Source organism: Streptomyces sp. NPDC050448 (assembly GCF_040655295.1).
Classification (GTDB): domain Bacteria; phylum Actinomycetota; class Actinomycetes; order Streptomycetales; family Streptomycetaceae; genus Streptomyces.
This window is the reverse complement of the sequence record NZ_JBFAJR010000015.1, coordinates 77,091-100,066: the sequence shown is the minus strand read 5'-3', so window position 1 is coordinate 100,066 and position 22,976 is coordinate 77,091. Positions and strand designations below refer to the sequence as shown.

The 22,976-nt window shown below is 70.5% G+C and carries 14 protein-coding genes and 3 pseudogenes; 5 read left to right on the top strand and 12 right to left on the bottom strand.

Annotation, left to right across the window (positions count from 1 at the left end):
* Positions 1-124: 124 nt before the first annotated feature.
* From AB0I68_RS19730 to AB0I68_RS19715, 4 genes are all read right to left on the bottom strand, one after another.
* Positions 125-1,567: a GH1 family beta-glucosidase gene (locus AB0I68_RS19730; protein ID WP_363178614.1), complete on the bottom strand. Its 1,443-nt coding sequence runs from the start codon at positions 1,565-1,567 to the stop codon at positions 125-127.
* A gap of 123 nt (positions 1,568-1,690) precedes the next feature.
* Positions 1,691-2,584 (bottom strand): carbohydrate ABC transporter permease, encoded by an 894-nt coding sequence (locus tag AB0I68_RS19725; RefSeq protein WP_363178613.1) that lies wholly within the window; start codon positions 2,582-2,584, stop codon positions 1,691-1,693.
* 4 nt (positions 2,585-2,588) lie between these two features.
* Complete coding sequence (locus AB0I68_RS19720) at positions 2,589-3,635, bottom strand: sugar ABC transporter permease (protein WP_363178612.1); 1,047 nt, start codon at positions 3,633-3,635, stop codon at positions 2,589-2,591.
* Between the two features lie 117 nt (positions 3,636-3,752).
* Positions 3,753-5,114, bottom strand: a complete 1,362-nt coding sequence (locus AB0I68_RS19715; RefSeq protein WP_363178611.1) for an ABC transporter substrate-binding protein — start codon at positions 5,112-5,114, stop codon at positions 3,753-3,755.
* A gap of 426 nt (positions 5,115-5,540) precedes the next feature.
* Between AB0I68_RS19715 and AB0I68_RS19710 the strand changes: the two genes are divergently transcribed.
* On the top strand, positions 5,541-6,596 hold the full coding sequence (locus tag AB0I68_RS19710; protein WP_363178610.1) for a LacI family DNA-binding transcriptional regulator: 1,056 nt from the start codon (positions 5,541-5,543) through the stop codon (positions 6,594-6,596).
* A 106-nt stretch (positions 6,597-6,702) separates the two neighbouring features.
* Here AB0I68_RS19710 and AB0I68_RS19705 read toward each other — a convergent pair whose 3' ends face one another.
* On the bottom strand, positions 6,703-8,463 hold the full coding sequence (locus AB0I68_RS19705; RefSeq protein ID WP_363178609.1) for a glycoside hydrolase family 6 protein: 1,761 nt from the start codon (positions 8,461-8,463) through the stop codon (positions 6,703-6,705).
* A gap of 833 nt (positions 8,464-9,296) precedes the next feature.
* On the opposite strand from AB0I68_RS19705, the pseudogene AB0I68_RS19700 reads away from it, so the two are divergent.
* The 3 genes and pseudogenes from AB0I68_RS19700 to AB0I68_RS19690 form a co-directional block, all read left to right on the top strand.
* Positions 9,297-10,163 (top strand): annotated as a pseudogene (locus AB0I68_RS19700) (glycoside hydrolase family 48 protein); the annotation flags it as partial.
* A 148-nt stretch (positions 10,164-10,311) separates the two neighbouring features.
* Entirely contained in the window at positions 10,312-10,647 is a 336-nt protein-coding gene (locus AB0I68_RS19695; protein ID WP_363178608.1) for a hypothetical protein, read from the top strand.
* Between the two features lie 73 nt (positions 10,648-10,720).
* Positions 10,721-13,192 carry a glycoside hydrolase family 9 protein gene (locus AB0I68_RS19690; protein WP_363178607.1) on the top strand — a complete coding sequence of 824 codons (2,472 nt, stop codon included), beginning with the start codon at positions 10,721-10,723 and terminating at the stop codon, positions 13,190-13,192.
* A gap of 67 nt (positions 13,193-13,259) precedes the next feature.
* Here AB0I68_RS19690 and AB0I68_RS19685 read toward each other — a convergent pair whose 3' ends face one another.
* The 6 genes and pseudogenes from AB0I68_RS19685 to AB0I68_RS19660 form a co-directional block, all read right to left on the bottom strand.
* Positions 13,260-14,234, bottom strand: a complete 975-nt coding sequence (locus AB0I68_RS19685; protein ID WP_363178606.1) for a beta-galactosidase small subunit — start codon at positions 14,232-14,234, stop codon at positions 13,260-13,262.
* A gap of 73 nt (positions 14,235-14,307) precedes the next feature.
* Positions 14,308-14,673: a sugar-binding domain-containing protein gene (locus tag AB0I68_RS19680; protein ID WP_363178605.1), complete on the bottom strand. Its 366-nt coding sequence runs from the start codon at positions 14,671-14,673 to the stop codon at positions 14,308-14,310.
* A 138-nt stretch (positions 14,674-14,811) separates the two neighbouring features.
* A pseudogene (locus tag AB0I68_RS19675) lies at positions 14,812-15,396 on the bottom strand (RICIN domain-containing protein); the annotation flags it as partial.
* Positions 15,397-15,494: 98 nt separating this feature from the next.
* A complete protein-coding gene (locus AB0I68_RS19670) occupies positions 15,495-16,937 on the bottom strand; it encodes an endo-1,4-beta-xylanase (RefSeq protein ID WP_363178604.1) in 1,443 nt (480 codons plus the stop codon).
* A 387-nt stretch (positions 16,938-17,324) separates the two neighbouring features.
* Positions 17,325-18,566, bottom strand: coding sequence for a glycoside hydrolase family 6 protein (locus AB0I68_RS19665; RefSeq protein WP_363178662.1), 1,242 nt, complete (start codon positions 18,564-18,566; stop codon positions 17,325-17,327).
* Between the two features lie 157 nt (positions 18,567-18,723).
* Positions 18,724-19,695 (bottom strand): glycoside hydrolase family 6 protein, encoded by a 972-nt coding sequence (locus AB0I68_RS19660; RefSeq protein WP_363178603.1) that lies wholly within the window; start codon positions 19,693-19,695, stop codon positions 18,724-18,726.
* An 84-nt stretch (positions 19,696-19,779) separates the two neighbouring features.
* Here AB0I68_RS19660 and AB0I68_RS19655 point away from each other — a divergent pair.
* Positions 19,780-20,115 (top strand): annotated as a pseudogene (locus tag AB0I68_RS19655) (substrate-binding domain-containing protein); the annotation flags it as partial.
* A gap of 106 nt (positions 20,116-20,221) precedes the next feature.
* Here the strand turns inward: AB0I68_RS19655 and AB0I68_RS19650 are convergent.
* On the bottom strand, positions 20,222-22,960 hold the full coding sequence (locus tag AB0I68_RS19650; protein ID WP_363178602.1) for a beta-L-arabinofuranosidase domain-containing protein: 2,739 nt from the start codon (positions 22,958-22,960) through the stop codon (positions 20,222-20,224).
* Positions 22,961-22,976: the final 16 nt, after the last annotated feature.

Below are 22,976 nucleotides of genomic sequence, written 5' to 3'. Positions count from 1 at the left end.
GGCGGGGCCCTGGCCCCCGGGGGCCCGCCCCCCGGGGCCCACCCCCGCGGGGGGGGGGGGCGGGGGGCGGGGGGGGGCGGGGGGGGGGGCCCCCCCCCGCGCCCCCCCCCCCCCCCACCGCCCGCTACGCCTCGCCGGGAGCGCGCAGCTCTCCCGTCCGGGCCACGCGGGAGTACCAGTGCGCGCTCGATTTGGGTGTGCGCTCCAGGGTGTCACAGTCGACGTGGATGGCGCCGAACCGCTTGGCGTAGCCGTAGGACCACTCGAAGTTGTCCAGCAGCGACCAGAGGAAGTAGCCGCGCACGTCCGCCCCGTCCGTGATCGCCCGGTGCACCGCGTCGAGGTGGGCGTGGACGTAGGCGGCGCGCTCCGGGTCGTGGACCGTGCCGTCGGGGCCGATCTCGTCCTCGTACGCCGCGCCGTTCTCGCTGACCACGAGCGGAAGCCCGGGGTACCGGGCGGCGGTCCGGGTCAGCAGGTCGTACAGGGCGCCGGCGTCGACCGGCCAGTCCATCGCCGTACGTTCACCCGGCGCCCGGTGGAAGGCCACGCCCTGTGCTCCGGGCCACGGCGAGTGCTCGCTGTTGCCGTGCCCGTCGTCCCGCGGCACCGCTCCGCCCTCCGCCGCGTGCGAGACGACCGTCGGGGTGTAGTAGTTCACGGCGAGCAGGTCCAGGGGCTGGTGCACCGTGGCGGTGTCGCCGTCCCGGACGAAGGACCAGTCGGTCAGGTGCGCGGTGTCCGCGAGGAGGTCCTCGGGGTAGGCACCCTCCAGCATCGGTCCGAGCCAGATCCGGTTGCCGACGGCGTCGATGCGCCGGGCCGCCTCCCGGTCGTCGGCCGAGGAGGTCAGGGGGCGCACCTCGTGGAGGTTGAGGGAGACCGAGACCTGACCGTCCCCGGGCAGCGCCGCCCGCAGGGCCTGGACGGCGAGGCCGTGACCGAGGTTGAGGTGATGGGCGGCGCGCAGGGCGGCGACCGGGTTCGTACGGCCGGGGGCGTGGACGCCGGAGGCGTAGCCGAGGAACGCGATGCACCAGGGCTCGTTGAGGGTGATCCAGTGCTTCACCCGGTCTCCGAGGGCGTCGGCCACCAGGCCCGTGTACTCGGCGAACCGCTCTGCGGTCGCGCGCTCGGGCCAGCCGCCCGCGTCCTCCAGGTGCTGGGGGAGATCCCAGTGGTAAAGGGTGAGGGCGGGTGTGACGCCGGCGGCGAGCAGCTCGTCGACGAGCCGGCGGTAGAAGTCCAGGCCCTTCTGGACGGCGGGGCCCCGGCCGGTCGGCTGAACGCGTGACCAGGAGACGGAGAACCGGTAGGCCCCCAGGCCGAGTTCCGACATGAGACGGACGTCCTCGGGGAACCGGTGGTAGTGGTCCACGGCCACGTCACCGGTGTGGCCTTCGAAGACCTTGCCGGGGGTGTGGGAGAAGGTGTCCCAGATGGATGGGGTACGGCCGCCCTCTCGGGCGGCGCCCTCGATCTGGTACGCGGCGGTGGCCGTGCCCCACAGGAAGTCGGGCGGGAAGCTGCGGGTGGCCGTGAGTGGCCGGGTCTCGGACGCGGTCATAGGAGAGCGCTCCCAACGCAGGTTTGGATGAAGTGGTGCCGGATGAAGTCGTGCCGGATGAAGCGGTGGCGGAAGGCAGGGTGTGCGAACGGACCGACGGGTCGGCCGTCTCGACGGACGCCGTCAGTTCTTGACGGCGCCGGCGGTGATGCCGCCCACGATGTGCTTGCCGAGGACGGCGAAGACCAGCAGCAGCGGCAGGGTGGATATGAGCGCGCCGGTCAGCACGACGGCCTGGTCGACGGTGTGGTTTCCCGCGCCGAGGCCCGCCAGGGCGACCTGGAGGGTGGGATTCCCGTCGGGGGTCAGTGCGATGAACGGCCAGAAGAAGTCGTTCCATGCCTGCACGAAGACGAGCATTCCCAGGACCGCCATCGCGGGCCGGGCGACCGGGAACACCACGTGCCAGATGATGCGCAGGCTGTGCGCGCCGTCCATCCGCGCCGCCTCCACCAGCTCCACGGGCAAGGCCTCGATGAGGTACTGGCGCATGAAGAACACGCCGAAGGCGGCGACCAGCGAGGGCAGGACGACCGACTGGAGCTGGTCGACCCAGCCGAGATCGGTGATGATCTGGTAGAGCGGAATCACACTGAGCTGAGGCGGGATCGTCATGGTCGCCACCACCAGCGCCAGCAGCGCGCCCTTGCCCCTGAAGGCCAGTTTGGCGAAGGCGAAGCCGGCCAGGGTGGAGAACAGGACGGTGGACAGGGCCACGAGCCCGGCCACGATCGTCGTGTTGACCAGCGCCCCGCCCATGTCGACCTGGTTCCAGGCGAAGGAGAGGTTGTCGAACAGCCGGGTGCCGGGCAGGAGTGGGGCCGGAGCCTTGACCACGCGCTCGCCCGTGTGGGAGGCGGCGACCAGGTTCCAGTACAGGGGGAAGAGGGAGACCAGGGCGGCGAGGCCGAGCAGGACGTAGGTCAGCGGTCCGGCGTGGTGCTGGCGGCCGGCCGACGGGCGAAGGCGTATGGCGCGCGGCGCCCCGGCGGAGGTCGTGTCGAGTGTGCGGCTCATGGGTTCAGCTCCCCGCCTTCGTGCGAATGCGGCCGGCGCGGTTGCGGCTGCGGTTGCGGTTCGAGCGGGAGACCAGAGCTTGGAGGCCGCCGATGAGCAGGAGGAGCAGGAGCATGACCCAGGCGATGGCGGAGGCCTGGCCCAGCGCGCCGGTCACCCAGCCCTTCTCGTACATGAGCAGGCTCAGCGTCTGGTACTGGTTGCCGCTGCCGCCGCTGATGCCGACACTGCCGCCGAAGAGCATCGGCTCGCCGAAGAGCTGGGTGGCGCCGATGGTCGAGACGATGACGGTGAACAGGATCGTCGGCCGGATCGAGGGGATGGTCACGCTGAGGAACTGGCGCCAGCGCGAAGCCCCGTCCAACGCGGCCGCCTCGTAGAGGTCCTGGGGTACGGCCTGCATCGCGGCCAGGTAGATGAGGGCGTTGTAGCCGGTCCAGCGCCACGTCACGATCACCGAAATCGCGATCTGAGCAGGCCACTTGGAGGATTCCCAGGCGACCGGCTCGAAGCCGGCCCAGCCCAGCGCCGTGTTGATCAGCCCGTAGTCGGTGTTGAACAGCTGGGCGAAGACGAGCGTGGCCGCCGCGATCGAGGTGGCGTACGGGGCGAGCACCGCCACGCGGAAGAAACCGCGGCCACGGAGTTTGTAGTTGAGCAGGTGGGCCAGGCCGAGGGCCATCAGCAGCTGGGGAACGGTGGAGATCACGCCGATGGTGAAGGTGTTGGCGAGGGCGTTCCAGAAGAACTCGCTGCCCGCCAGGGAGGTGTAGTTCTCCAGCCCCTTCCACTGGGCGCTGCCGCCGAGTTCGACCCGGTGGAGCGAGAGCCAGCCCGTGTAGACCAGGGGGAAGAGTCCGAAGGCCGCGAAGGTGAGGAAGAAGGGGGCGAGGAAGACGTAGGGGACCGCCTTCAGGTCCAGGCGGTAGAGCGTGCTGCGCAGTCCGCCCCGGCCGGAGGGCCGCTGCTCGCGGGAGTCGGTGCCGGGGGCCGGGGGCTGTGCGGCGGGCGGCGGGGAGCCGCCACTGCTCGCCCGTACGGAGGTGGCCACGGGGGCGTCCTTCCAGGTCGATGCGTGCGGTGGTGCGGTGGTGCGGACGGCGACGGCCCGCCGCCACCCGCGGGGAGGCGGTGGGAGGCGGGTGAGGGCGGGCCGCCGCGCGCCCCGCTACTTATCGATCTTGTCGGCGACCAGCTTCTTGACGTTCTCCCAGGCCTTCGCCGGGTCGGTGCCGCGCTGCTCGATGTCGAGGATGCCGTTGTCGGTGAGGAAGGTCTTCACCTGTCCGTCCCAGCGGCTGATCGGGGCGGGCGTGATGCCGGCCGCGGCTTCCGAGTAGATCTTGCCGACCGGAGTGTCACCGAAGTACGGCAGCTTCGCGCCCTGCACCGCCGGAGAGCTGAGGGTGTCCTTGGAGGAGGGGATGTTGCCGTTCACGCCGAAGACCTTGGCGTGCTGCGCCGGAGCGGTGAGCCAGGCGGCGAGCTCGGCCGCCTCCTTGGCGTGCTTGCCCGACTTCGGCACGGCGAGGAACGAGCCGCCCCAGTTCCCGGCCACGGGCGGCGCCGCGATGTCCCACTTCCCCTGGTTCTCCGCGCCCGCCTGCTCCTTGATGATGCCCGTCATCCAGCTCGGGCAGGCCACGGTGGCGAACTTCGAGTTCTTGAAGGCCGCGTTCCAGGTGCCCTTCTCGTCGAACTGGCGCAGCTTCGCGGTCAGGTCGCCCTTCGCCGCCGCCACGGCGGTGTCCCAGGCCTTCTTCACACCCGGACTGTTCTCGTAGTCCAACTCGCCCTTGGCGTTGGCGTACTGGACCGGCTCGCTGGAGATCACCGCGTTGAACAGACCGCTCGCGGAGTCGTGGAAGGAGGTCCCCTCGGGGGCGCTCTTCTTGTACGTCTCGCCGGTCTGGAGGAACTTCGCCCAGTCGCCCGCCCAGAGCTTGGCCACCTCGGCGCGATCGGTCGGCAGCCCGGCCTTGGCGAAGAGGTCCTTGTTGTAGCAGATGGCCATCGGGCCGATGTCCGTGCCGAGGCCGATCACCTTGCCGTCGCCGGTGGTGGCCTGCTTGACCTTCCAGTCGAGGAAGGCGCCGAGGTCCGCACCGCCCGTCTTGCCGAGGTCGGCCCACTTGTCGGCCATGGCGGGTCCGGTCGCCTCCGCGATGTAGCCGACCTCCAGGGCCTGGATGTCCGCGAGGCCGCTGTCGCGGGAGAGGCGCAGCTTGAGGGTGTCCCAGTACTTCTGGCCGTCCGCGACGTTCGACTCTTCTATCGTGATGTTCGGGTGGGCCTTCGTGTACTCGGCATAGAGCTTGGCCCCGGTCGCGTCGTCGTAGCCGAAGGAACCGAAGGTACCGATCCGCAGCGTGATCTGCTCGCCGCCGGCCGCGCCGTCGCCCTTGCCCTTGTCGCCGTCACCGCCGCAGCCGGTGAGCAGGGCCGTACCGGTCGCTACGACGGCGACCGCGGCGACCGCGTTGATCACGGTGCGGCGTCCGCGTCCGTGTCCGCTGCTGGAAGTACGCATTCCACTCTCCTCGTCCAAGGTGGTGCTCGTTGTGCGCCGGGGGTCCGGCGGGCTGTTCGCGGCTCGGCGAGGGGCCCGCCCGGACCTGATGTGAAGGCCGTTGTCGCATCCCTGGATGGGAGCGCTCCCAAATCATTGCCGGAAGGTTGCTGCCTGCCGGGTGCGGGTGTCAAGAGATGAACGCGAATTCATTACGTAGGAGCCGCAGGCGCGGGGGCTTCCTTCTCGGGCGCGCTGCCCGTGTCAGGTTGTGAACGCGACCGTGGTGGCAGGAGGGGATTGGGGTAGTGTGGGAGCGCTCCCACCTCTAGTCGGCGTAACGTGTCCCACGGCTATGGGGCGGGTGCACCGTCCCGCTTACCTGATCAGCAGGCCGGGCCCGCGCCCGGCGCGGAGTGCGATGGCACACGAGGGGAGTTCAAGAGCGTGAGCGGACGGCAGAGCGGCGGCAGGCCCACTCTGGAAGAGGTCGCGGCCCTGGCCGGTGTCGGCCGGGGCACGGTCTCCCGGGTCATCAACGGTTCGCCGCGGGTGAGCGAGCGGGCCAAGGACGCCGTGGCCCGGGCTGTCGCAGAGCTGGGGTACGTACCCAATCAGGCGGCCAGGGCGCTGGCCGGCAGCCGGACCGACGCGGTGGCCCTGGTCATTCCGGAGACCGAGGCCCGGCTGTTCTCGGAGCCGTACTTCCTCGACCTGATCCGCGGGGTCAGCGCCGAGCTGGCCGAGGCGGACAGGCAGTTGCTGCTCACCCTCGTCCGGACCGAGGCCGAGCGGCAGCGGTTCGAGCACTACCTGGCGGCCCAGCGGGTCGACGGCGTGCTGCTGGCATCGGTCCACGGGAACGACCCGCTGCCCGACCGGATCGCGCGGCTGGGCCTGCCGGTCGTCATGAACGGGCGGCGTTCGGAGGCCGAGCCGGTGGCCTATGTGGACTCCGACAACATCGGTGCGGGACGGGCGGCCGTCGCCCACCTCGCGGGGCGCGGCCGGTCCAGGATCGCGACCATCAGCGGGCCGCTGGACATGTACGTGGCCCGCGCCCGTCTGGGCGGCTACCGAGCGGGCCTCGCCGAGGCCGGAATCCAGCCCGACGAGTCGCTCGTGGCGACCGCGGACTTCACCGAGGAGGGCGGCCGGCTGGCGATGCGCGAGCTCCTGGAACGCGCCCCCGGCCTGGACGCCGTCTTCGCCGCCTCCGACGTGATGGCGGCCGGCGCGCGCGGCGTGCTGCGCGAGGCCGGCCGGCGGGTCCCCGAGGACGTCGCCCTCGTAGGGGTCGACGACTCCACGGTGGCCCGTCTGATGGACCCGCCCCTGACCAGCGTGCGCCAGCCCATCGAGGAGATGGGCCGCACGATGACCCGGCTCCTGCTCCAGAAGATCGCGGAGGAGTCCCGAGCCGGCGCCGCCCCGGGGCAGGGCATGGGAGAGGAGCCGCGCCGGGTGCTCCCGACGGAACTGGTCGTGCGGGATTCCTCCTGAGCCGCTCCGGCAGCCTGCCGGCCGCCCCGCACCGAGCGTGCCGAGGCCCGGAGCCCCGCGGAAGGGAATGCTTCCGTAAGGCTCCGGGCTCGTCACCTGCCCTGCGTCACAGCGCCGGGTAGGCGTTCTTCATGAGCTCCTGGAACTGGGCGGAGAACCACTGGCCGGCGAGCGGTGCGTTCGGGAGGGCTCCCGACATGCTGTTGCCGTTGCGTACGTTGCCCGTGTAGGTGGGGTCGCACATCCGGTCGAATCCCTTGCCCTCGTTGTTGGGGATCTCCTTGCTCGCCCCGTCGGACTCGCCCGGGGGCTTGATCCACACGTAGGCGTCGATGCCGGCGGCCGGGGCCGCTTGCGGTCGTTCGCCGAGGCCGGCGCCGGACTGGTTGCACCAGTTGCCGAGGTGGATCCGTCGGTCGTAGCGGCCGCCGTTGACGTAGGTGTCCACGCTCGTCAGCGCGCCGGGTCCGGTCGGGCGGGCGGTGCCGCCCCAGCCGTTGCGGGAGGTGTCGATGAGCATGCCGATGTTGGTGTCGAAGCCCAGGGAGACCAGCTTGGTGCGCATGGCCTGGGCGTACGACAGCTCGTCCGTGTACCGGTTCCAGTCGACCCACTTCGACTGGCGCACGGAGGTGCCGTTGACGGAGTCCTCGATCTTGAAGTTGTCCTCTTTCAGGGCGCTGTAATTGGCGGTGTTGACGATGAAGCCGTGCACATCGGAGAGCGTGGAGCCCTCGGCGGTCGCGGCCTGCTTGAACATCTCGGCGGAGGCGCCGAAGTTGTCGTCCCAGCCGAGCCAGCCGTGATGTCCGGCGTCCAGGTAGTTGTAGACGTTGGCGATCGAGCCGAGCTTGTTCAGTGCGTAGCCGACGCCCTTGATGTAGTTGCCGTTGGTCTTCATCACGTCGCAGTTGGCGGTGGCGGTGGGGCGGCCGGAGACGTTGGTGACCAGGTTCGGCAGGGAGTCGATCTCGACGGTGGTGACGATCCGCAGCCCCGAGTACTTGGGTTCGGCGAGGATCGCGGCGATCGGGTCGATGTACTGCGTCTTGTACCTGTCGATCTCGGTGGGGCCCAGTTCGCCGTTGGAGGCGAGCGCGGAGCAGTCCCGTCCGGGCAGGTTGTAGATCACCAGCTGGACGACGAGTTCGCCGCTGCCCTTCTGTGTCAGGGCCGCGTCGAGGTGGTCGCGCAGACCCATCGTGCCGCTCGTGCCCGTGACGAGGGCGATGCGGTCCAGCCATACGGCGGTGGGCTGGTTGGACACCCTGGAGCCGCCCGGTTCGGCGGCGGCATGGGCGGACCACTCGGGGTTCACGTACATCTTGGCGCCGGCGTAGGGGTTGTCGGCCTTGCCGCCGGTGGGCGGAGGCGTGGTCGGCGGCGTCGTGGGCGGTGTGGTGGGCGGGGTTGTCGGGGGTGTGGTCGGCGGTTGGGTCGGGTCGGTGGCGCCGTTGCAGGTCACGCCGTTGAGCTTGAAGGTCGCGGGGACGGCGTTCGTGCCGTTGTGTGAACCGTTGAACCCGAAGGACGTCGAACCGCCCGTGGCCAGCGCCCCGTTGTAGGACATGCTCTTCGCGGTCACCGCGGAACCGGACTGGGTGATGTCGGCGTTCCAGCCCTGGGTGACCTGCTGGCCGTTCGCGTAGGACCACTCCAGGTTCCAGGAGGCGACCGGGTCCCCGGTGTTGGTGACGATCACGTTGGCGCCGAAGCCGGTGTTCCACTGGTTCGTGATCTGGTACTCGACCTTGCAGCCCGCGGTGGCGGCGCCGGCGCCGGTACCGAACGCTGTGGCGGTGGCGCCGGCGACCGTGACCAGACTGAGGGCCGCCAGTAAGGCGGTGCGGGGGATGGTGCGGCTCATTTCGCGGGGTTCCTTTCAGTTCAGGGTGCGCAGGCGGGTCGCGCACCCGGTGCCGAACGGGGCGAGTGCCGTGGTGCGGAGGGGCGCCGTCGTACGGAGCGGGCGCGGTCGTCGGAACCGGGCCGTGGCGCGGTCGATGAACACGTGTCCGCAGGTGTGCTCGCCGCTCTCGCCCGCGACCGGGGGGGCCGGTCCGCGACCGAGGCGAGGGTGGGGAACGGGTGAGCCACTGGCTCGGGTCGTTGTAGGCGATCCCGGGGACCGGCAGGAAACTGCGGGCCCCGGTCGCATGCACGGCCTCCACCAGGTCCTGCGTGCCGGCGACCTCGTGGCCGACGCCGGCAAGTACCGCCGTCGCGCGAGGTCGGCGCTGCTCCGCCGAGCAGTGCTGACAGCCGCGGGGGTGTCGATGAGCGAGTCCTTGCAGCAAGTGGCGCCCTGACGGCGTGCCGACTGATGGAACCGCTCCCACTGGTTGGGGCCAGACCGTAGCGCCAAGTGCGGCCAAGCAAAAGAGGAGTCGAGTAAATTCCTCGCAGATTGCTTTCGACTCTTCACATGTCTTGACGCCGTCGCGACATGTCTGCAAAGTGGGAGCGCTCCCATTGGTTCGGAGCTCGTGCGTAGCCGCTCCTCCCATCCCGTCTCCCCGAGCCGCGAGGAGAACCATCCGCATGTCGTCACATCCCCCACCCGGATTCCACGGACGACGCAAACTACCGACCGCGTCCGCCACGGCCGTGGCCCTCCCGCCCACTGGCCTCACGGCCGTCGGCGCCACCACCGCCGCGGCCGCGGCGGTGCAGTGCTGCGTCGACTACAAGACCAACGACAAGCCCAAGTCGCCGACCGGCGCAACGGACTGGGCGACCAGCCTCGACCGGCAGCTGGAGTTCTACCGCTGGCTCCATTCCGACGAGGGCGCCATCGCAGGTGGCGCCACCAACGGCTGGCAGGGGCGCTACGCACAGCCCCCGGCCGGGACCCCCACCTTCCACGGCCTCTTCTACGACGAGAAGCCGGTCTACCAGGACCCGCCGTCCAACCAGTGATTCGGCTTCCAGGCCTGGTCCATGGAGCGGGTCGCCGAGCTCTACGAGCAGACGGGCGACGCGGGCGCCAAGGCCGTGCTCGACAAGTGGGTCGGCTGGGCCCTGTCGCAGACCACGATCAACCCCGACGGCACCTACCGGATCCCCTCCACCCTCAAGTGCTCCGGCGCCCCGGACACCTGGAACGCGTCGGCTCCCGGCGCCAACGCGGGCCTGCACGTCACCGTCGCCGACTACACCGACGATGTGGGCGTGGCCGCCGCATACGCCAAGACCCTGACCTACTACGCCGCGAAATCCGGGAACGCCGAGGCCAAGTGCGTCGCCAAGGCCCTGCTCGACGGCATGGGGGCCCACCACCAGGACCCGCTGGGCCTCTGTGTCCAGGAGACCGTCACCGACTACAAGCGCTTCAACGACCCGGTGTACGTGCCCAGCACGTGGACCGGAAAGATGCCGAACGGCGACACGGTGAACTCCTCGTCCACCTTCGCCTCGATCCGTGGCTTCTACAAGAACGACCCGGCCTGGCCGAAGGTCGAGGCCTACCTCGCGGGCGGCGCCGCGCCCGTCTTCACCTACCACCGGTTCTGGGCCCAGACGGACATCGCCCTGGCCATGGGCTCGTACGCGGAGCTGCTCGAATAACAGAGCGCCCCGCCCGGAGGCGGCTCCGCGTACGACGAGGCCGCGCACCGCCTCACGGTGCGGCGACCTGCGGCAGACTGCCGACGACCCGCGGCGCCGGCGGGGGAGGGGGCGTCGGGCGGTCGCGAGGTGCTGTCGCCCGCACCGCGTGACCTCGCCCCCGCTGGGTGAACGCCTCGCGGTCGCCGATGCCGCGGTGCCGGCCGAGTGCGACCACCTGCACATCGGTCGCCGGCCCGCCCTCGTCACCCGCCGCGGCGGCGCGGGCCGGATCACCTGGGTCGGCCCTGTGCCGGGGCGCGACCTTGCCCGGTCGCTGGCCGACTGGCTGGCGCCCGACCGGTCGGCGCCGACGCCCCGCAGCGGCAGGCGCGACCTGATCGTCGGTTTCGGGCCACCCGTTCACGTGTGCCGAAGCCGTGGTGGCAGTCGGCCTGTCCTCGGATGCGGTTCGCTCAACTACCGGTCCGTACCGGTGGCTTGACGCGTCCGTCAGGTGCCTGGCTTGATTGGGAGCGCTCCCACTCTGCCCCTCATCCACCGAGGAAGGCTTCACCGTGCCTCCTGTCACCTCCGCCCGCGGCGTGCCACGTCGCGCGGCCGCCGTGCTCGCCGGCTTCGCGCTGGCGGTCGGCGGCCTGTCCGCGACCGCCCTGACCGTTCCGGTCGCGGCTGCCGCCACCGTGGCCGCCGCTGCCGACTCGCCCGTCCGGGTCAACCAGCTCGGCTACCTGCCCGACGGCCCCAAGCGGGCCACCGTGGCCAGCTCCGCGACCGCCCCGCTCGCCTGGCAGCTGCGCGACGCCTCCGGTGCGGTGGCCGCTTCGGGCGCCACCGCGGTGCGCGGCGCCGACCAGGCGTCCGGCCAGTCCACGCACCTGGTGGACTTCGGCGCGTACACCGGCACCGGCACCGGCTTCACCCTGGTCGTCGACGGCTGGACCAGCCACCCCTTCGACATCTCCGCGTCGCTGTACGACGGGCTGCGCGCCGACAGCATGTCGTTCTTCTACCAGCAGCGCAGCGGCATCGCGATCGACGCCGCCCTGGTGGGCGGCAGCGCGTACGCCCGCCCCGCCGGGCACCTGGGCGTCGCCCCGAACAAGGGCGACACCGCCGTCCCCTGCCAATCCGGGGTGTGCGACTACCAACTGGACGTGCGCGGCGGCTGGTACGACGCGGGAGACCAGGGCAAGTACGTGGTCAACGGCGGCATCTCGGTCTGGGAGATGGTCAACTCCTTCGAGCGGGCCCGCCGTTCGGGCGGCGAAGCCGCGCTCGGCGATGCGACGCTGCGGGTGCCGGAGCGCGGCAACGGGACGCCGGACGTGCTGGACGAGGCCCGTTGGGAATTGGAGTTCCTGCTGCGGATGCAGGTCCCGGCCGGGAAGCCGATGGCCGGGATGGCCTTCCACAAGATGCACGACGCCAAGTGGACTGCCTTGCCGACCCGGCCGGAACTGGACGCCGAGCAGCGTGAGCTGCACAAGCCGTCGACTGCCGCGACGCTGAACCTGGCGGCCACGGCCGCGCAGTGTGCCCGGGTCTACGCGCCGTACGACGCCGCGTTCTCCGCGCGCTGCCTGGACGCGGCCCGCCGAGCCTGGACGGCCGCCAAGGCCAATCCGAACGTGCTCGCCCTGGCGGGCGACAGCACCGGCGGCGGTGCGTACGAAGACGCCGACGTCTCCGACGAGTTCTACTGGGCGGCGGCGGAACTCCTGGCCACGACCGGCGAGTCCCAGTACCGGGACGCCGTCACCTCCTCCCCGCACCACGCCAAGCCCGTCGACGCGTTCTGGTGGGGCGGCACCGCGACGCTCGGCCGCATCACCCTCGCCACCGTCCCCGGCGTGAGCCTGCCCGCCGACGACGTGACGCGGCTGCGCGGCCTGCTGACCACGGCTGCCGATGGCCACCTGTCCACCATGTCCGGACAGGGCTACGCGGTGCCGCTCCCCGCCACCGGGTACGTGTGGGGCTCCAACAGTTCCGTCACCAACAACGCGATGGTGCTGGCCGTCGCGTACGAGATCACCGGGCAACAGCGTTACCGGGCCGGAGCGTTGGAGACCTTGGACTACCTGCTCGGCCGTAACGCGCTCGACCTCTCCTATGTCACCGGCTACGGCGACCGCTACTCCGAGAACCAGCACCACCGGTTCTGGGCGCATCAGAACGACGCCTCGCTGCCGCACCCGCCGGCCGGTTCCTTCGCGGGAGGGCCGAATGCCGGGCTGGAGGACCCGGTGGCCAAGGAGAAGCTGGCGGGCTGCGCACCGGCGGCGTGCTACGTGGACGACATCGGCTCGTACTCCACCAACGAGGTGGCCATCAACTGGAACGCCTCGCTGGCCTGGCTGGCGGCCTTCGCGGCTGAACGGCGCGGCGCCCCGGCGGCGCCCGTGGTCCAGGTGGCGCCGGCGGCCGTGACGGTCCCGGAGGGCGGCTCGGCGACGGTGGGCGTGCGGCTCTCGGCCGCGCCCGCGCAGAACGTGACGGTGACGGTGGCCCGGAACTCCGGCGACGAGGACCTGTCGGCGGCAGCGACCCTGGTGTTCACCCCGGCCAACTGGGCTACGGCGCAGCAGGTTTCGGTCCTCGCCGCGCAGGACGCCGACGCGTCGTCGGGCAGCGCGACATTCACGGTCGGTGGTCCTGGCGTGCAGTCGGCGACGTTCACGGCGACGGAGGCGGACGACGACGCGTCGGCGGCCTCCTGCACGGTGGCGTACCGGATCGACAACGCCTGGGGCAACGGTTTCACCGCGACGGTGACCGTGAGGAACACCGGAACCTCGACGATCTCCGGCTGGACCCTCGGCTGGAGCTTCGCGGGTGATCAGCGGATCAGCAACGGCTGGAACGCCACGGTGACCCAGTCGGGCAGCACGGTCACCGCCCGGGACGCCGGGTGGAACGGCACAGTGGAGCCCGGCGGCAGCGTGGGCTTCGGCTTCCAGGCGACGTATTCGGGCACCAACGCGATCCCGGCGCACTTCACGCTGGGCGGTGCACTCTGCTCCTGAACGACCACCACGCCCTGCCCGCCCGCCGCACCGGAATCTCTGGTGCGGCGGGCCGCTCTCGGTGGGCTCAGCCCTGCTGGAGGGGAGTCAGGGTGAACGCGAAGTCCGCCGGGCCGAGTTCGAGCCGGTGCTGAGGCAGGACACCGGGTCCCACAGCGGCGGTGCCGAGGCCCTGTACGGCGTGGTCGGAGCGGAGGTGGATCACCGGGCCCGGGACGAGATCGCTGTGGTGCCGTGCGGCGTCGAGCTGTTGGTCGGTCCAGCGGCGCGCGGCGAGATGGAACGGATTTTCGCCCACGACGCGCAGTCCGTTCCCGGCTCCGTCGGTGAAGGTGGCCCAGCGGGTGTCCGCGCGGTTGCCGTTCTCCTGGGGGCGCACGTAGGGCGTCTGCAGCTCGTCCACGGTCGCGCGGAATCGTCCGACGTGAACTGCCTGACGCGAGTCGGGGTAGGCCTCGCCCGGGCCCGCGCCGAACCACTCCATCTGGGACCAGTCGCCGGGAACGTCCCAGTCGAGTCCGATGCGGGCCAGCGAGCGTGACCCGTTCCTGCGGACCAGCTCCTGGTATTCCTCCGGCGGGAGTACCGGGTCCACCATGGTGTCGTGGAAGTCGTCGCCTCGCTCGGGCCAGTGGCCGACGGGTTCGGTGTGCACCCGCAGGCGCAGGCTGTCACCGTCGCTGTCCCAGCGGTAGGTGGTGAGGTAGCCGGAGCTGCCCGCGGCGGCGGCGCTGCGGACGACGACGGTCAGGCCGTGTGCGTGCGGGGTGACGGAGACGGTGCGCTGCCGCAGCCGGTCAAGACCGCGGCCCTCCCCGTAGGCGGCGTCGCGCTGGGACCAGCCGCGGTCGTTGTCGGTGGGGGCGCGCCACAGGTTCAGCCGTGGGCCGCGGAGGGAAGTCCGCCCCGCGAAGACGAACTCGGCCCCGACCGGCTGGTCGTGGATCCCGAGGGCCGGGATGTCGATCCGCACCGGCGCGTCCGCGTCGGCCTCCACGCGGAGACGTCCCGCGGCGGTGTCCGCGTCGTAGTCGGCGTGCACGAAGACGTCCCGGATGCCGCCCTGGGGGGGGGCGGGCCGGCAGGGATACGTCGCGGAAGATGCCCGACAGGCGTCAGGTGTCCTGGTCCTCCAGGTAGGTGCCCGCGGAGAACTGGTGCACCCGCACCGCCAGCACGTTGCGGCCGGGCCGCAACTGCTCGGTCACGTCGAACTCGGCCGGCAGACGGCTGCCGTAGGTGACGCCCAGCTCGTGGCCGCCCAGCCAGACCCGGGCGCAGGAGTCCACGCCCTCGAAGCGCACCACGGCCGGCGGGCCCGCCCGGGTGGCGGGCAGGTCGAAGGTCCGGCGGTAGTCCCCGGTCTCGTTCTCGTCCGGGACGAACGGCGGGTCGACCGGTATCGGGTAGGCGATGTTGACGTAGATGGGCCGGCCGTAGCCGTGCAGCTGCCAGTGCGAGGGGACGTCAGGGCGTCCCATGAGCGCGCGCGACCGTACTGTCGAAGGTGTCTTGCGGGAAGCGCTGCCATCGGTGGACGACGACGGAGTGGAGCCAGGATGATCCTGGCTCCACTCCATGGTGCGGGCGTGTCACTGGAACTGTGCGAAGAACCTCCAGAAGCTGCGGCTCTTGCCGCTGCTCTGGATCGTGTGCGTACCGCTCGCCAGAGTCGGGGCGCTGCCGCATCCGCCGCCACCGGACGACAGCTTGATCATCTGTCATTGCTGGTTGGCGCCGCCCCAGTCGGTGTACTGGACGGCGTTGCCGCCGTCGGCGGTGGAAGCGCCCTGCACCTCGACGGCCTTGCCGCTGTTGCGGTTGATCAGCCGGACGTGGCCCGCGTCGGAGTCGGCCAGGCGGAACTGCTGGTTGGCCCCGTTGTCGTCGGCCCGCTGTGCGATCGCGGCACCGTCGGCGGTGGAAGCGCCGGCCACGTCGAGAACCTTGCCCGAATGCCGGGCCTTGAGCCGGTAGAAGCCACCGCCGGAGCCCACGAACTGCCACTGCTGGTTGGCTCCGTCGTTGCGCGTCCACTGGCTGACCCGCGCGCCGTCGGCGGTGGACGCGCCATAGACGTCAAGCGCCTTGCCGCTGTTGCGATTGCCCAGGACGTACCAGGCATTGCTGTCCACCGTCGCCGCCTCGGCGGGCGCCGGCTTCACCGCGAAGAGCATGCCGATCGCGAGCGCCGCCGCCACCACGGAGGCCAACCGGGACCACCAGCGATGCCTTTGTGGAGGGGTGGGGGGAGCCACACCGTAGGTCTTCACAGCTCACACCCTTTCGCCGTCGCAGGTCGTCAGGTGCGGGTCCAGCGCTGGTTGCTGCCGCCCGAGCAGGAGTAGAGCTGGATCTGGGTGCCGTTGGCGGTGCCGTTGCCGACGGCGTCCAGGCAGAGGCCGGACTGGACTCCGACGATGGATCCGTCGGAGTTGAGGCGCCACTTCTGGTTGTCGCCGCCCCAGCAGCTGTAGATCTGGACCTTGGTGCCGTTGCCGGTGCCGGCGGCGTCCAGGCACTTGTCGCCGTATACCTTGAGCTCGCCACCGGCGGTGTAAGACCACTGCTGGTTGGTGCGGTTGTTGCAGTCCCACAGGTTGAGCTGGGTGCCGTCGGTGGTGCTGGCACCGGGCACGTCCAGGCAGCGGCCCGAACCGACGCCCTTGACCTGTCCGGAACCGGGCGTGGGGGTCGGAGTGGGGGTGGAGGAGCCGGCGTTGAGCGCGTTGAGCACGGAGGTGTAGGCGGGCTTCTTGTTGCCGTTGCCGTCGAACAGCAGCGGCGATTGCTCCGACCGCCAGGAGTCGGTGTCGCGCACACCCCAGACGGTGATGCCGAGGCAGCGCGGGACGGCCAGGCAGTCGTTGGTCACGTTGGCGTAGGTCGTGGCCGAGGCGCCCTGGATGTCGAGTTCGGTGACGGCCACGTCGACGCCGAGGGCGGCGAAGCTCTGCAGGGTGGTGCGGAAGTTGCTGTTGTACGGGCTGTCGTTGTTGAAGTGGGACTGGAAGCCGACGCAGTCGATCGGCACTCCGCGCTGCTTGAAGTCCCGGACCATGGCGTACATGGCCTGGGTCTTGGCCCAGGTCCAGTTCTCGACGTTGTAGTCGTTGTAGCAGAGCTTGGCGGCCGGGTCGGCGGCGCGCGCGGTGCGGAAGGCGACCTCGATCCAGTCGTTGCCGGTGCGCTGCAGGTTGGAGTCGCGCCGGGCCCCCGAACTGCCGTCGGCGAAGGCCTCGTTCACGACGTCCCACTGGACGAGCTTGCCCTTGTAGTGGGCCATCACGCCGTTGATGTGGTTGGTCATCGCCTGGCGCAACGTGCTGCCGCTGAGGTTCTGCATCCAGCCGGGCTGCTGCGAGTGCCAGGCCAGGGTGTGGCCGCGTACCTGCTTGCCGTTCTGCACCGCCCAGTTGTAGACACGGTCACCTGCGGCGAAGTTGAACTGGCCCTGCTGGGGTTCGGTGGCGTCGATCTTCATCTCGTTCTCGGGCGTCACCATGTTGAACTCGCGGCCCGCGATCGTCGTGTACGCCGAGTCGCCCAGCCTGCCCGAGGCGACGGCGGTGCCGAAGTAACGGCCGCTCTGCGCGGCCGCGCCACCGAGCGTGCTCTCGGCGGCGTGTGAGGCCGGCGGAGCCATCAGCATGGCGGCCGAACCGAGGACGCCGGCGACCAGCGCCGTGCGAAGAACGCCGATCTTCCGGCGGACGGTGGAGGGGGGAATGGCATGTGAGCCCATGAAAGAGCCTCCAGGACAGGAATCACGGAAGGATTGGAGCGCGGCAGGGTGAATCCGCGTGAACGACGCCGCGTCCATTGGCAAAGGACGCTCACCGCCGGGACGTAAGATCCAAGGCCGGCACGCGGCCCGGACACAGGCGGGGGTAACCTCGGGCCTCAGTCTGGAAACACCGCCGAAACATGTCAAGAGTTTCGAAAGGGTTTCGAGAATCCGGTCCCTCTGAATAGCCCAATAGCCGCTTTTCATAGAGCGATCCTCATCGAAAATATTTCGATGAGGATCGCTCGGCTGGGCTGCTGCTGAAAGCTCAGGCGAAATCAGAACGGCGGCCCCTGAGGAGAGATCCCGCCATGAACGGGTATTTCCTTCAGTTCGCATCTCTCGTCAGCGCAGGTCCGTGTTGAACCCCAGTGCGGGGTCGGCGTTCCGAACGAGGGACTTGGCCTGCTCCGGCCACCACACACCGGCCGCGGGATCGACGACGCCGTACTCCGGGTCGATGGTGCCGCCCGGGATGCTGCGGTTGCACTGGCCGTCGGACTGGCCGACGGTCTTGATCCACAGGTAGGCGTCCACGAGCGGGACGCGGGTGTTCGCGGTCGGCCGGGCACCGATGCCGCGACCGGGAGCGTTGCACCAGGTTTGCGGGTCGCCGCTGCACTTGCCTGCGGGCGGGGTCCAGGCGCCCCGGCCGTCGCGGCCGGTGTCCACGACGAGGTGGGTGAGCTCCTGCGCGGGCGGGGCGGCGACGTTCTGCTGGAACCACAGGTCGGTCCAGTGCCAGGTGGACGGGTCGTCCACGTCCACGGCGTTTCCCGGCTGCCCGTCGTTCGGCGCCGCGGGGGAGTAGTACTGGCTCGCGCACCAGTCGGGGTGCCCCTCGGCCCAGTCCGGGCCCTTGGTGGCGAACCGCAGGCACTGGGAGACCCAGGTGCCGTAGTGGGTGGACAGATCGGTAGCCGGATAGTTGGAGACGTTCAGGGAGAAGCCCTGGGTACGGGTGACACCTGCCTGGAGGAGGCGTTGTGCGACATCGCCGACACTGCGCCAGTGGCTGTTGCCGGCGTCCAGGTAGACGACGCTGTTCGGCTGCCGCTCCAGGGCGTCGATCGCGTGGTTGAGGTCGGCGAAGCGTCCGGAGGTGATCGCGCCGGCGGGGTCGCTGCCGGGCCCGCAGTCGGAGGGGAGGTTGGCCAGCCCGTCCGGTTCGAGGATGACGACGGCCTTGCTGCGGCCGATCCCCCGGGCGAAGGCGCTGATCCAGGACTGGTACTCGGCGTCCGACTGCGCACCGCCGGAGGAGTACTGGGAGCAATCGCGCAGCGGGATGTCGTAGGCCACCAGGACGGGAACCGTCCGGGTTCGCTCGGCCCGGCGCACCAGGTCGCGCACGCGGGATTCGACCTGCTCCGGGGTGCCGTCGGTGAACCAGGCGGCCTCCGGCCAACTGGCCAGCTTCGCCATGGACCTGGCGCCCTCGAAGTCCCGGTGGAGGAGGTCGGTGACGGCTTGGTGGGCCGCGTCGCTGTCGGGATCGACGTAGAAGCGGGTGTTCGCGGGAAGCGTGTGGGAGGCCGGCGCGGAGCTCGCCTCGGCAGAGGCCGGGGCGACGGCGCCGAGGAGCAGCGTGAGCGCGCTGGCTGCCAGGACTCATCGGTGCAGGGGGATACGCACGGGGTTCCTTCGGTAGGGGTGCTCGGGTGGCGGGCCGTGGCGTCGGACCGCGGGGCTCGCCCCGGCGCCGGGGCCCGGCCTTCGGCGAGGGAAGGGAGGTGAGGGCGGGTCAGTAGCCGTAGATCATCTTGTAGGCGACCTCCGGCAGGAACTGTCCGGCCGAGGAGCCGGCCCCGACGCCGCAGTTGCCGTCGGACTCACCGGGGACCTTGATCCACAGCAGCATCTCTGCACCGCCGCCGCGCTGGGTGGGAGTACCGATCCGGCGGCCGGCGGGGTTGCACCACTGGCCGTCGGAGCCGTTGCCGTTGCGGCTGGTGTCGACGACGAACGGCTTGGTGTAGCCGTAAGAGCCCAGGGCGGAGTTGACCGCGTTGCCGTAGGAGGTGTTCTGGTCGGTGGTGAAGTAGTTGGAGACGTTCAGTACGAAGCCGCGCGCCCTGCTGACTCCGGCGGCGGCGAGCTGCTGCGCCATGGTCGAGGCGCCGATCCAGCCGGGGTTCCCGGCGTCGAGGTAGACCCAGGTGTTGGGTGCCTTGGCATTGAACTGGGCGATCGCGTTCTTCAGCATGGCGTTGCGCTCGGCGATCTGAGCAGCTGTCATGCAGCTCTCGTGGCCGAGCGCGTCGGGTTCGAGGACGACGACGGCCGGGCGGCTGCCGACGCCACTGGCGAAGGCGGCGATCCAGGCGTCGTACGCGGCGCGGCTCCCGGCGCCGCCGCCGGACTGACCGGCGCAGATGTCCCGGTTGGGGATGTTGTACGCGACCAGGACCGGCAACTTGTCGTAGGAGTCCGCGCGGCCGACATAGGCGCCGGTGGCGGCGCCGATGTCGCCGCTCCAGTTGCCGAACCAGCGGGCCGCCGGGGTGTTGGCGATGGACGTCCTGATCGCCGCCGCCCGCCCGTCGCCGGGGTTCGCGTTGGTCCACCGCAGGGCGGAGTTGTCGGGGTCGGCGTAGAAGCCGCTGGTCATGGTGGTCGGGTCGGCGGCGTACGCCGGTCCGGCGTTGATCAGGGAGAGACCGGCGGTGAGGGCACCGGCCAGCAGGGCGGATGCGGCTCGGACGGATTTGCGCATGGTTCTTCCTCCGGTGGGGGTGGGGAAGTGGGGAAGCGCTTCCAGTTTTGGTGTGGGGTCGGATCACGCTGATGGGATGATTGTGGAGCCGAGGCGATGGAGCGGCTGCTCCGGGCGCACCCCGATCCCGACGCGGTGTTCGCGGCCTCCGACGCGATGGCCATCGGCGCTCTGCGCACCTTGCGGGAACGGGGGCTCCGGGTGCCCGAGGACGTCGCGGTGATCGGCTTCAACGACCTGGCGAGCGCCCGGCACACCAGCCCGCCGCTGACCACGGTCCATCAGCCGGTACGGGCGCTGGGGCGGGAGATGGCCAGGATGCTGGTCAGTGCCGTCGAAGGACACCGCCCCAGCCCGTTGATCCTCCCGACCCGCCTGACCGTGCGCGAGTCCGCCCCCGATCTGCCCGCGTCCGCCTGACCGGTGGGCGCTTCCGGCAGGGTCGGCCCGATCTGACGCGAGCGCCTCCCACTCGATCTCCCTTCGCCGCGAGCGGCCTGTGGCGATCGGGGGACTCGGCGCGGGGTCAGATGAATCGCCACAGGTGGTCGGCGGTGCCGTTGTCGTCCCAGAGGACGGTCTGTGCTCCCTGGGCGGTGGAGGCGCCGGAGACGCCGAGGACGCGGCCGCTGTCGGCGCACTGGATCCTGAAGGTGTCGCCGCCGCCGTGGCGCAGGCGCCACCGGTGGTCGTCGGTGCCGTTGTCCGCCCACTGGACGATCCGGGCGCCGTTGGCGGTGCCGCTGTTCTCCACGGCGAGGACCTTGCCGCTGTGGGAGTTGCGCAGGCGCAGGTGGCCGCCGGTGTCGACGACGGCCGTCCAGAGATGGTCGGCGGTGCCGTTGTCGTCCCACTGGACGGCGAGGCCGCCGTCGGCGGTGGACATGTCCCGCACGCCGAGTACCCGCCCGCTGGCGACGTTCTGGATGCGCCTGGCGCCGTCGGGGACGAACTGCCACTGGCCGGCGGGGGCTCCGGTGTCGGGCACCTGTACGGCCGCGGCGCCGTTGGCGGTGGCGCCGCCTTCGATGCCGAGCAGCTTGCCGGTGTGGACGTTGCGAAGCTTGTGGTAGCCGTTGCCGGCGTCGACGACGGTCCACCGGTGGTCGGCGGTGCCGGTGTCGGCCCACTGGAGGATCGGGGCGTTGTCGGCGGTGGACATGTCCTTCACGCCGAGGACCTTGCCGCTGTTGACGTTGCGCAGCCGCAGTGCGGTGCCGTCGACGAGGAGGAGCCAGTCGTGGTCGGCGGTGCCGGAGTCGGTCCACTGCAGAGCGAGGCCCCCGTCGGCGGTGGACATGTCACGGATGCCGAGGACGAGTCCGCTGGCCGCGTTGACGAGACGGAAGCCGGGGCTGTCGGTCCGCCAGTAGACGGTGTAGTTGAAACCCTGGGCGTCGTGGAAGGGGGCGAGGTCGACCTTCGTTCCGTTGGCGGTGGCCGTGAAGGCGAGGGCGGTGCTGCTGGTTCGGGTGATCGAGGAGGGGTCCAGGGCCGGGAGGGAGGACAGTTTGGCGCTGCCGTAGTTGCCGGCGAGGATGGCGGGGCCGTAGGTGATCGCCGCGACACCGGGGTTGTCGTTGGCGGCCTGGAGGGCCACGCGCATGGGGAGCTTCACGGTGACGGTATCGCCGGAGGCCCAGGACCGGGTGAGCGTGGCGTAGGTGCCCGGACTGGCCGTGACGGTCTGGGCGACGCCGTTGACGCTGAGGGTGGCGCCCGAAGTCCATCCGGGGATGCGGACGCGCATCGACCAGGTCCCGCCGACGCCGCCGGTGACCTTGAGCGTCGTGGTGTCGTCGGCCGGGTAGGAGGTGGTCTGGGTGACGGTGATGCCTCGCTGGGTCCAGTCCAGGACGGAGGGGAGGAACAGGTTCACGGTGAGGGTGGTGCTGCCGTCGTGGAAGTAGATGGAGTCCATCAGCTTTGTGTTGGACTCGACGCCCGTTCCCTGGCAGCACCAGAACGTGTCGTAGTCGGTGCTCCAGGTGCCGCCGCCCCACGCCGGGCCCTTGCCGCGGCGGCCGCCCGGGTTGAGGGGGGTGAAGTAGGTGACGTGCCCGTGCGGGTCGGCCGGGTTCTGGGCTCCGATGACGTGGTTGATCAGCGCCTTCTCGTAGAAGTCGAAGTACGACGCCCGGCCCGGGTCCAGCTGCCACAGTTCTCGGGTCAGCTTGAGCATGTTGTAGGAGTTGCAGAGCTCGCAGGTGTCGGGGACGAGGAAGCCGGAGATGGCGTTCGGGGCCCGGAAGTGTTCCGCCTGGCTGTTACCGCCGATGGCGTACGTGTGCGAGGTGGTGCAGATCGTCCACGCGTTGGCGGCGATGTCGCGGTAGCGGGTCGTCCCGGTGGCCTTGTACTCGCGGGCGGCTCCGATCCACTTGGGCACCTGCGTGTTGGCGTGCAGACCGTTCAGTTGGTCCAGGTTCGCGGCGAGGGGGTCGAAGACCGCCGCATGGTCGAACCGCTGGGCGGTGGTCAGCCAGCGTGCGTCGCCGGTCTGTTGGTGGAGGTCGGCCAGCACCTCGTTCATGCCGCCGAACTCGACGCCCATCAACGACTGCATCGTGCTCTGGCTGAGCGCGGCGGTGCGCCGGTCGACCCAGCCGGCGAGCGCGAGGAGCACGTCGCGGGCCTGCGTGTTGCCGATGAGGCGCCACACGTCGAGCAGACCGGCCATGGTCTTGTGGACGCAGTAGTACGGGACGTTCCCGTTGTTCAGCGTGCCTGCTTCAAGGCTGGTGAAGTCGGCCTCGGGGAAGCCCGACAGGTAGCCGGCGGAGAAGCCCGCGGTGGAGTTGTTGGCCTGGCACTTGGCGAGTTCGGCCACCATGCGGTCGGCCTTGTCGCGGCAGGTGGTGTCCCCGACCGCGGCGTAGGCCTGGGCCCATGCCGTGAGGAAGTGGCCCTGCACGTGGGTGCGGAAGGGGAACGCCGGGTCGTCCCATCCTCCGGTCGGGGCCGCGGCGTTGGTGGAGAGCCGGTGGTTGGAGCGGAAGTTGTACAGCAGGCGGTCGACGTCGATGAAGCGGAGATAGGCCAGGGTGCGGTTCTGATTGTCGAGCCAGCGGCTGCTGGTGAGCTGGACCTGACCCAGATCGAACGGGAACGCCGACACTCCGACGTCGGACCTGACCGGGGGCGTCTGCGCCGCGGCGGAGACGGCGTTCAGTACGGGGCCGACAGCCGCGGCTACGGCCGCGACACCAGTCGCCTTGATCACGGCGCGGCGGCTGAAGGGCGGAACAGGCATGGCGAACTCCATGGTCCGTGAGAGATGA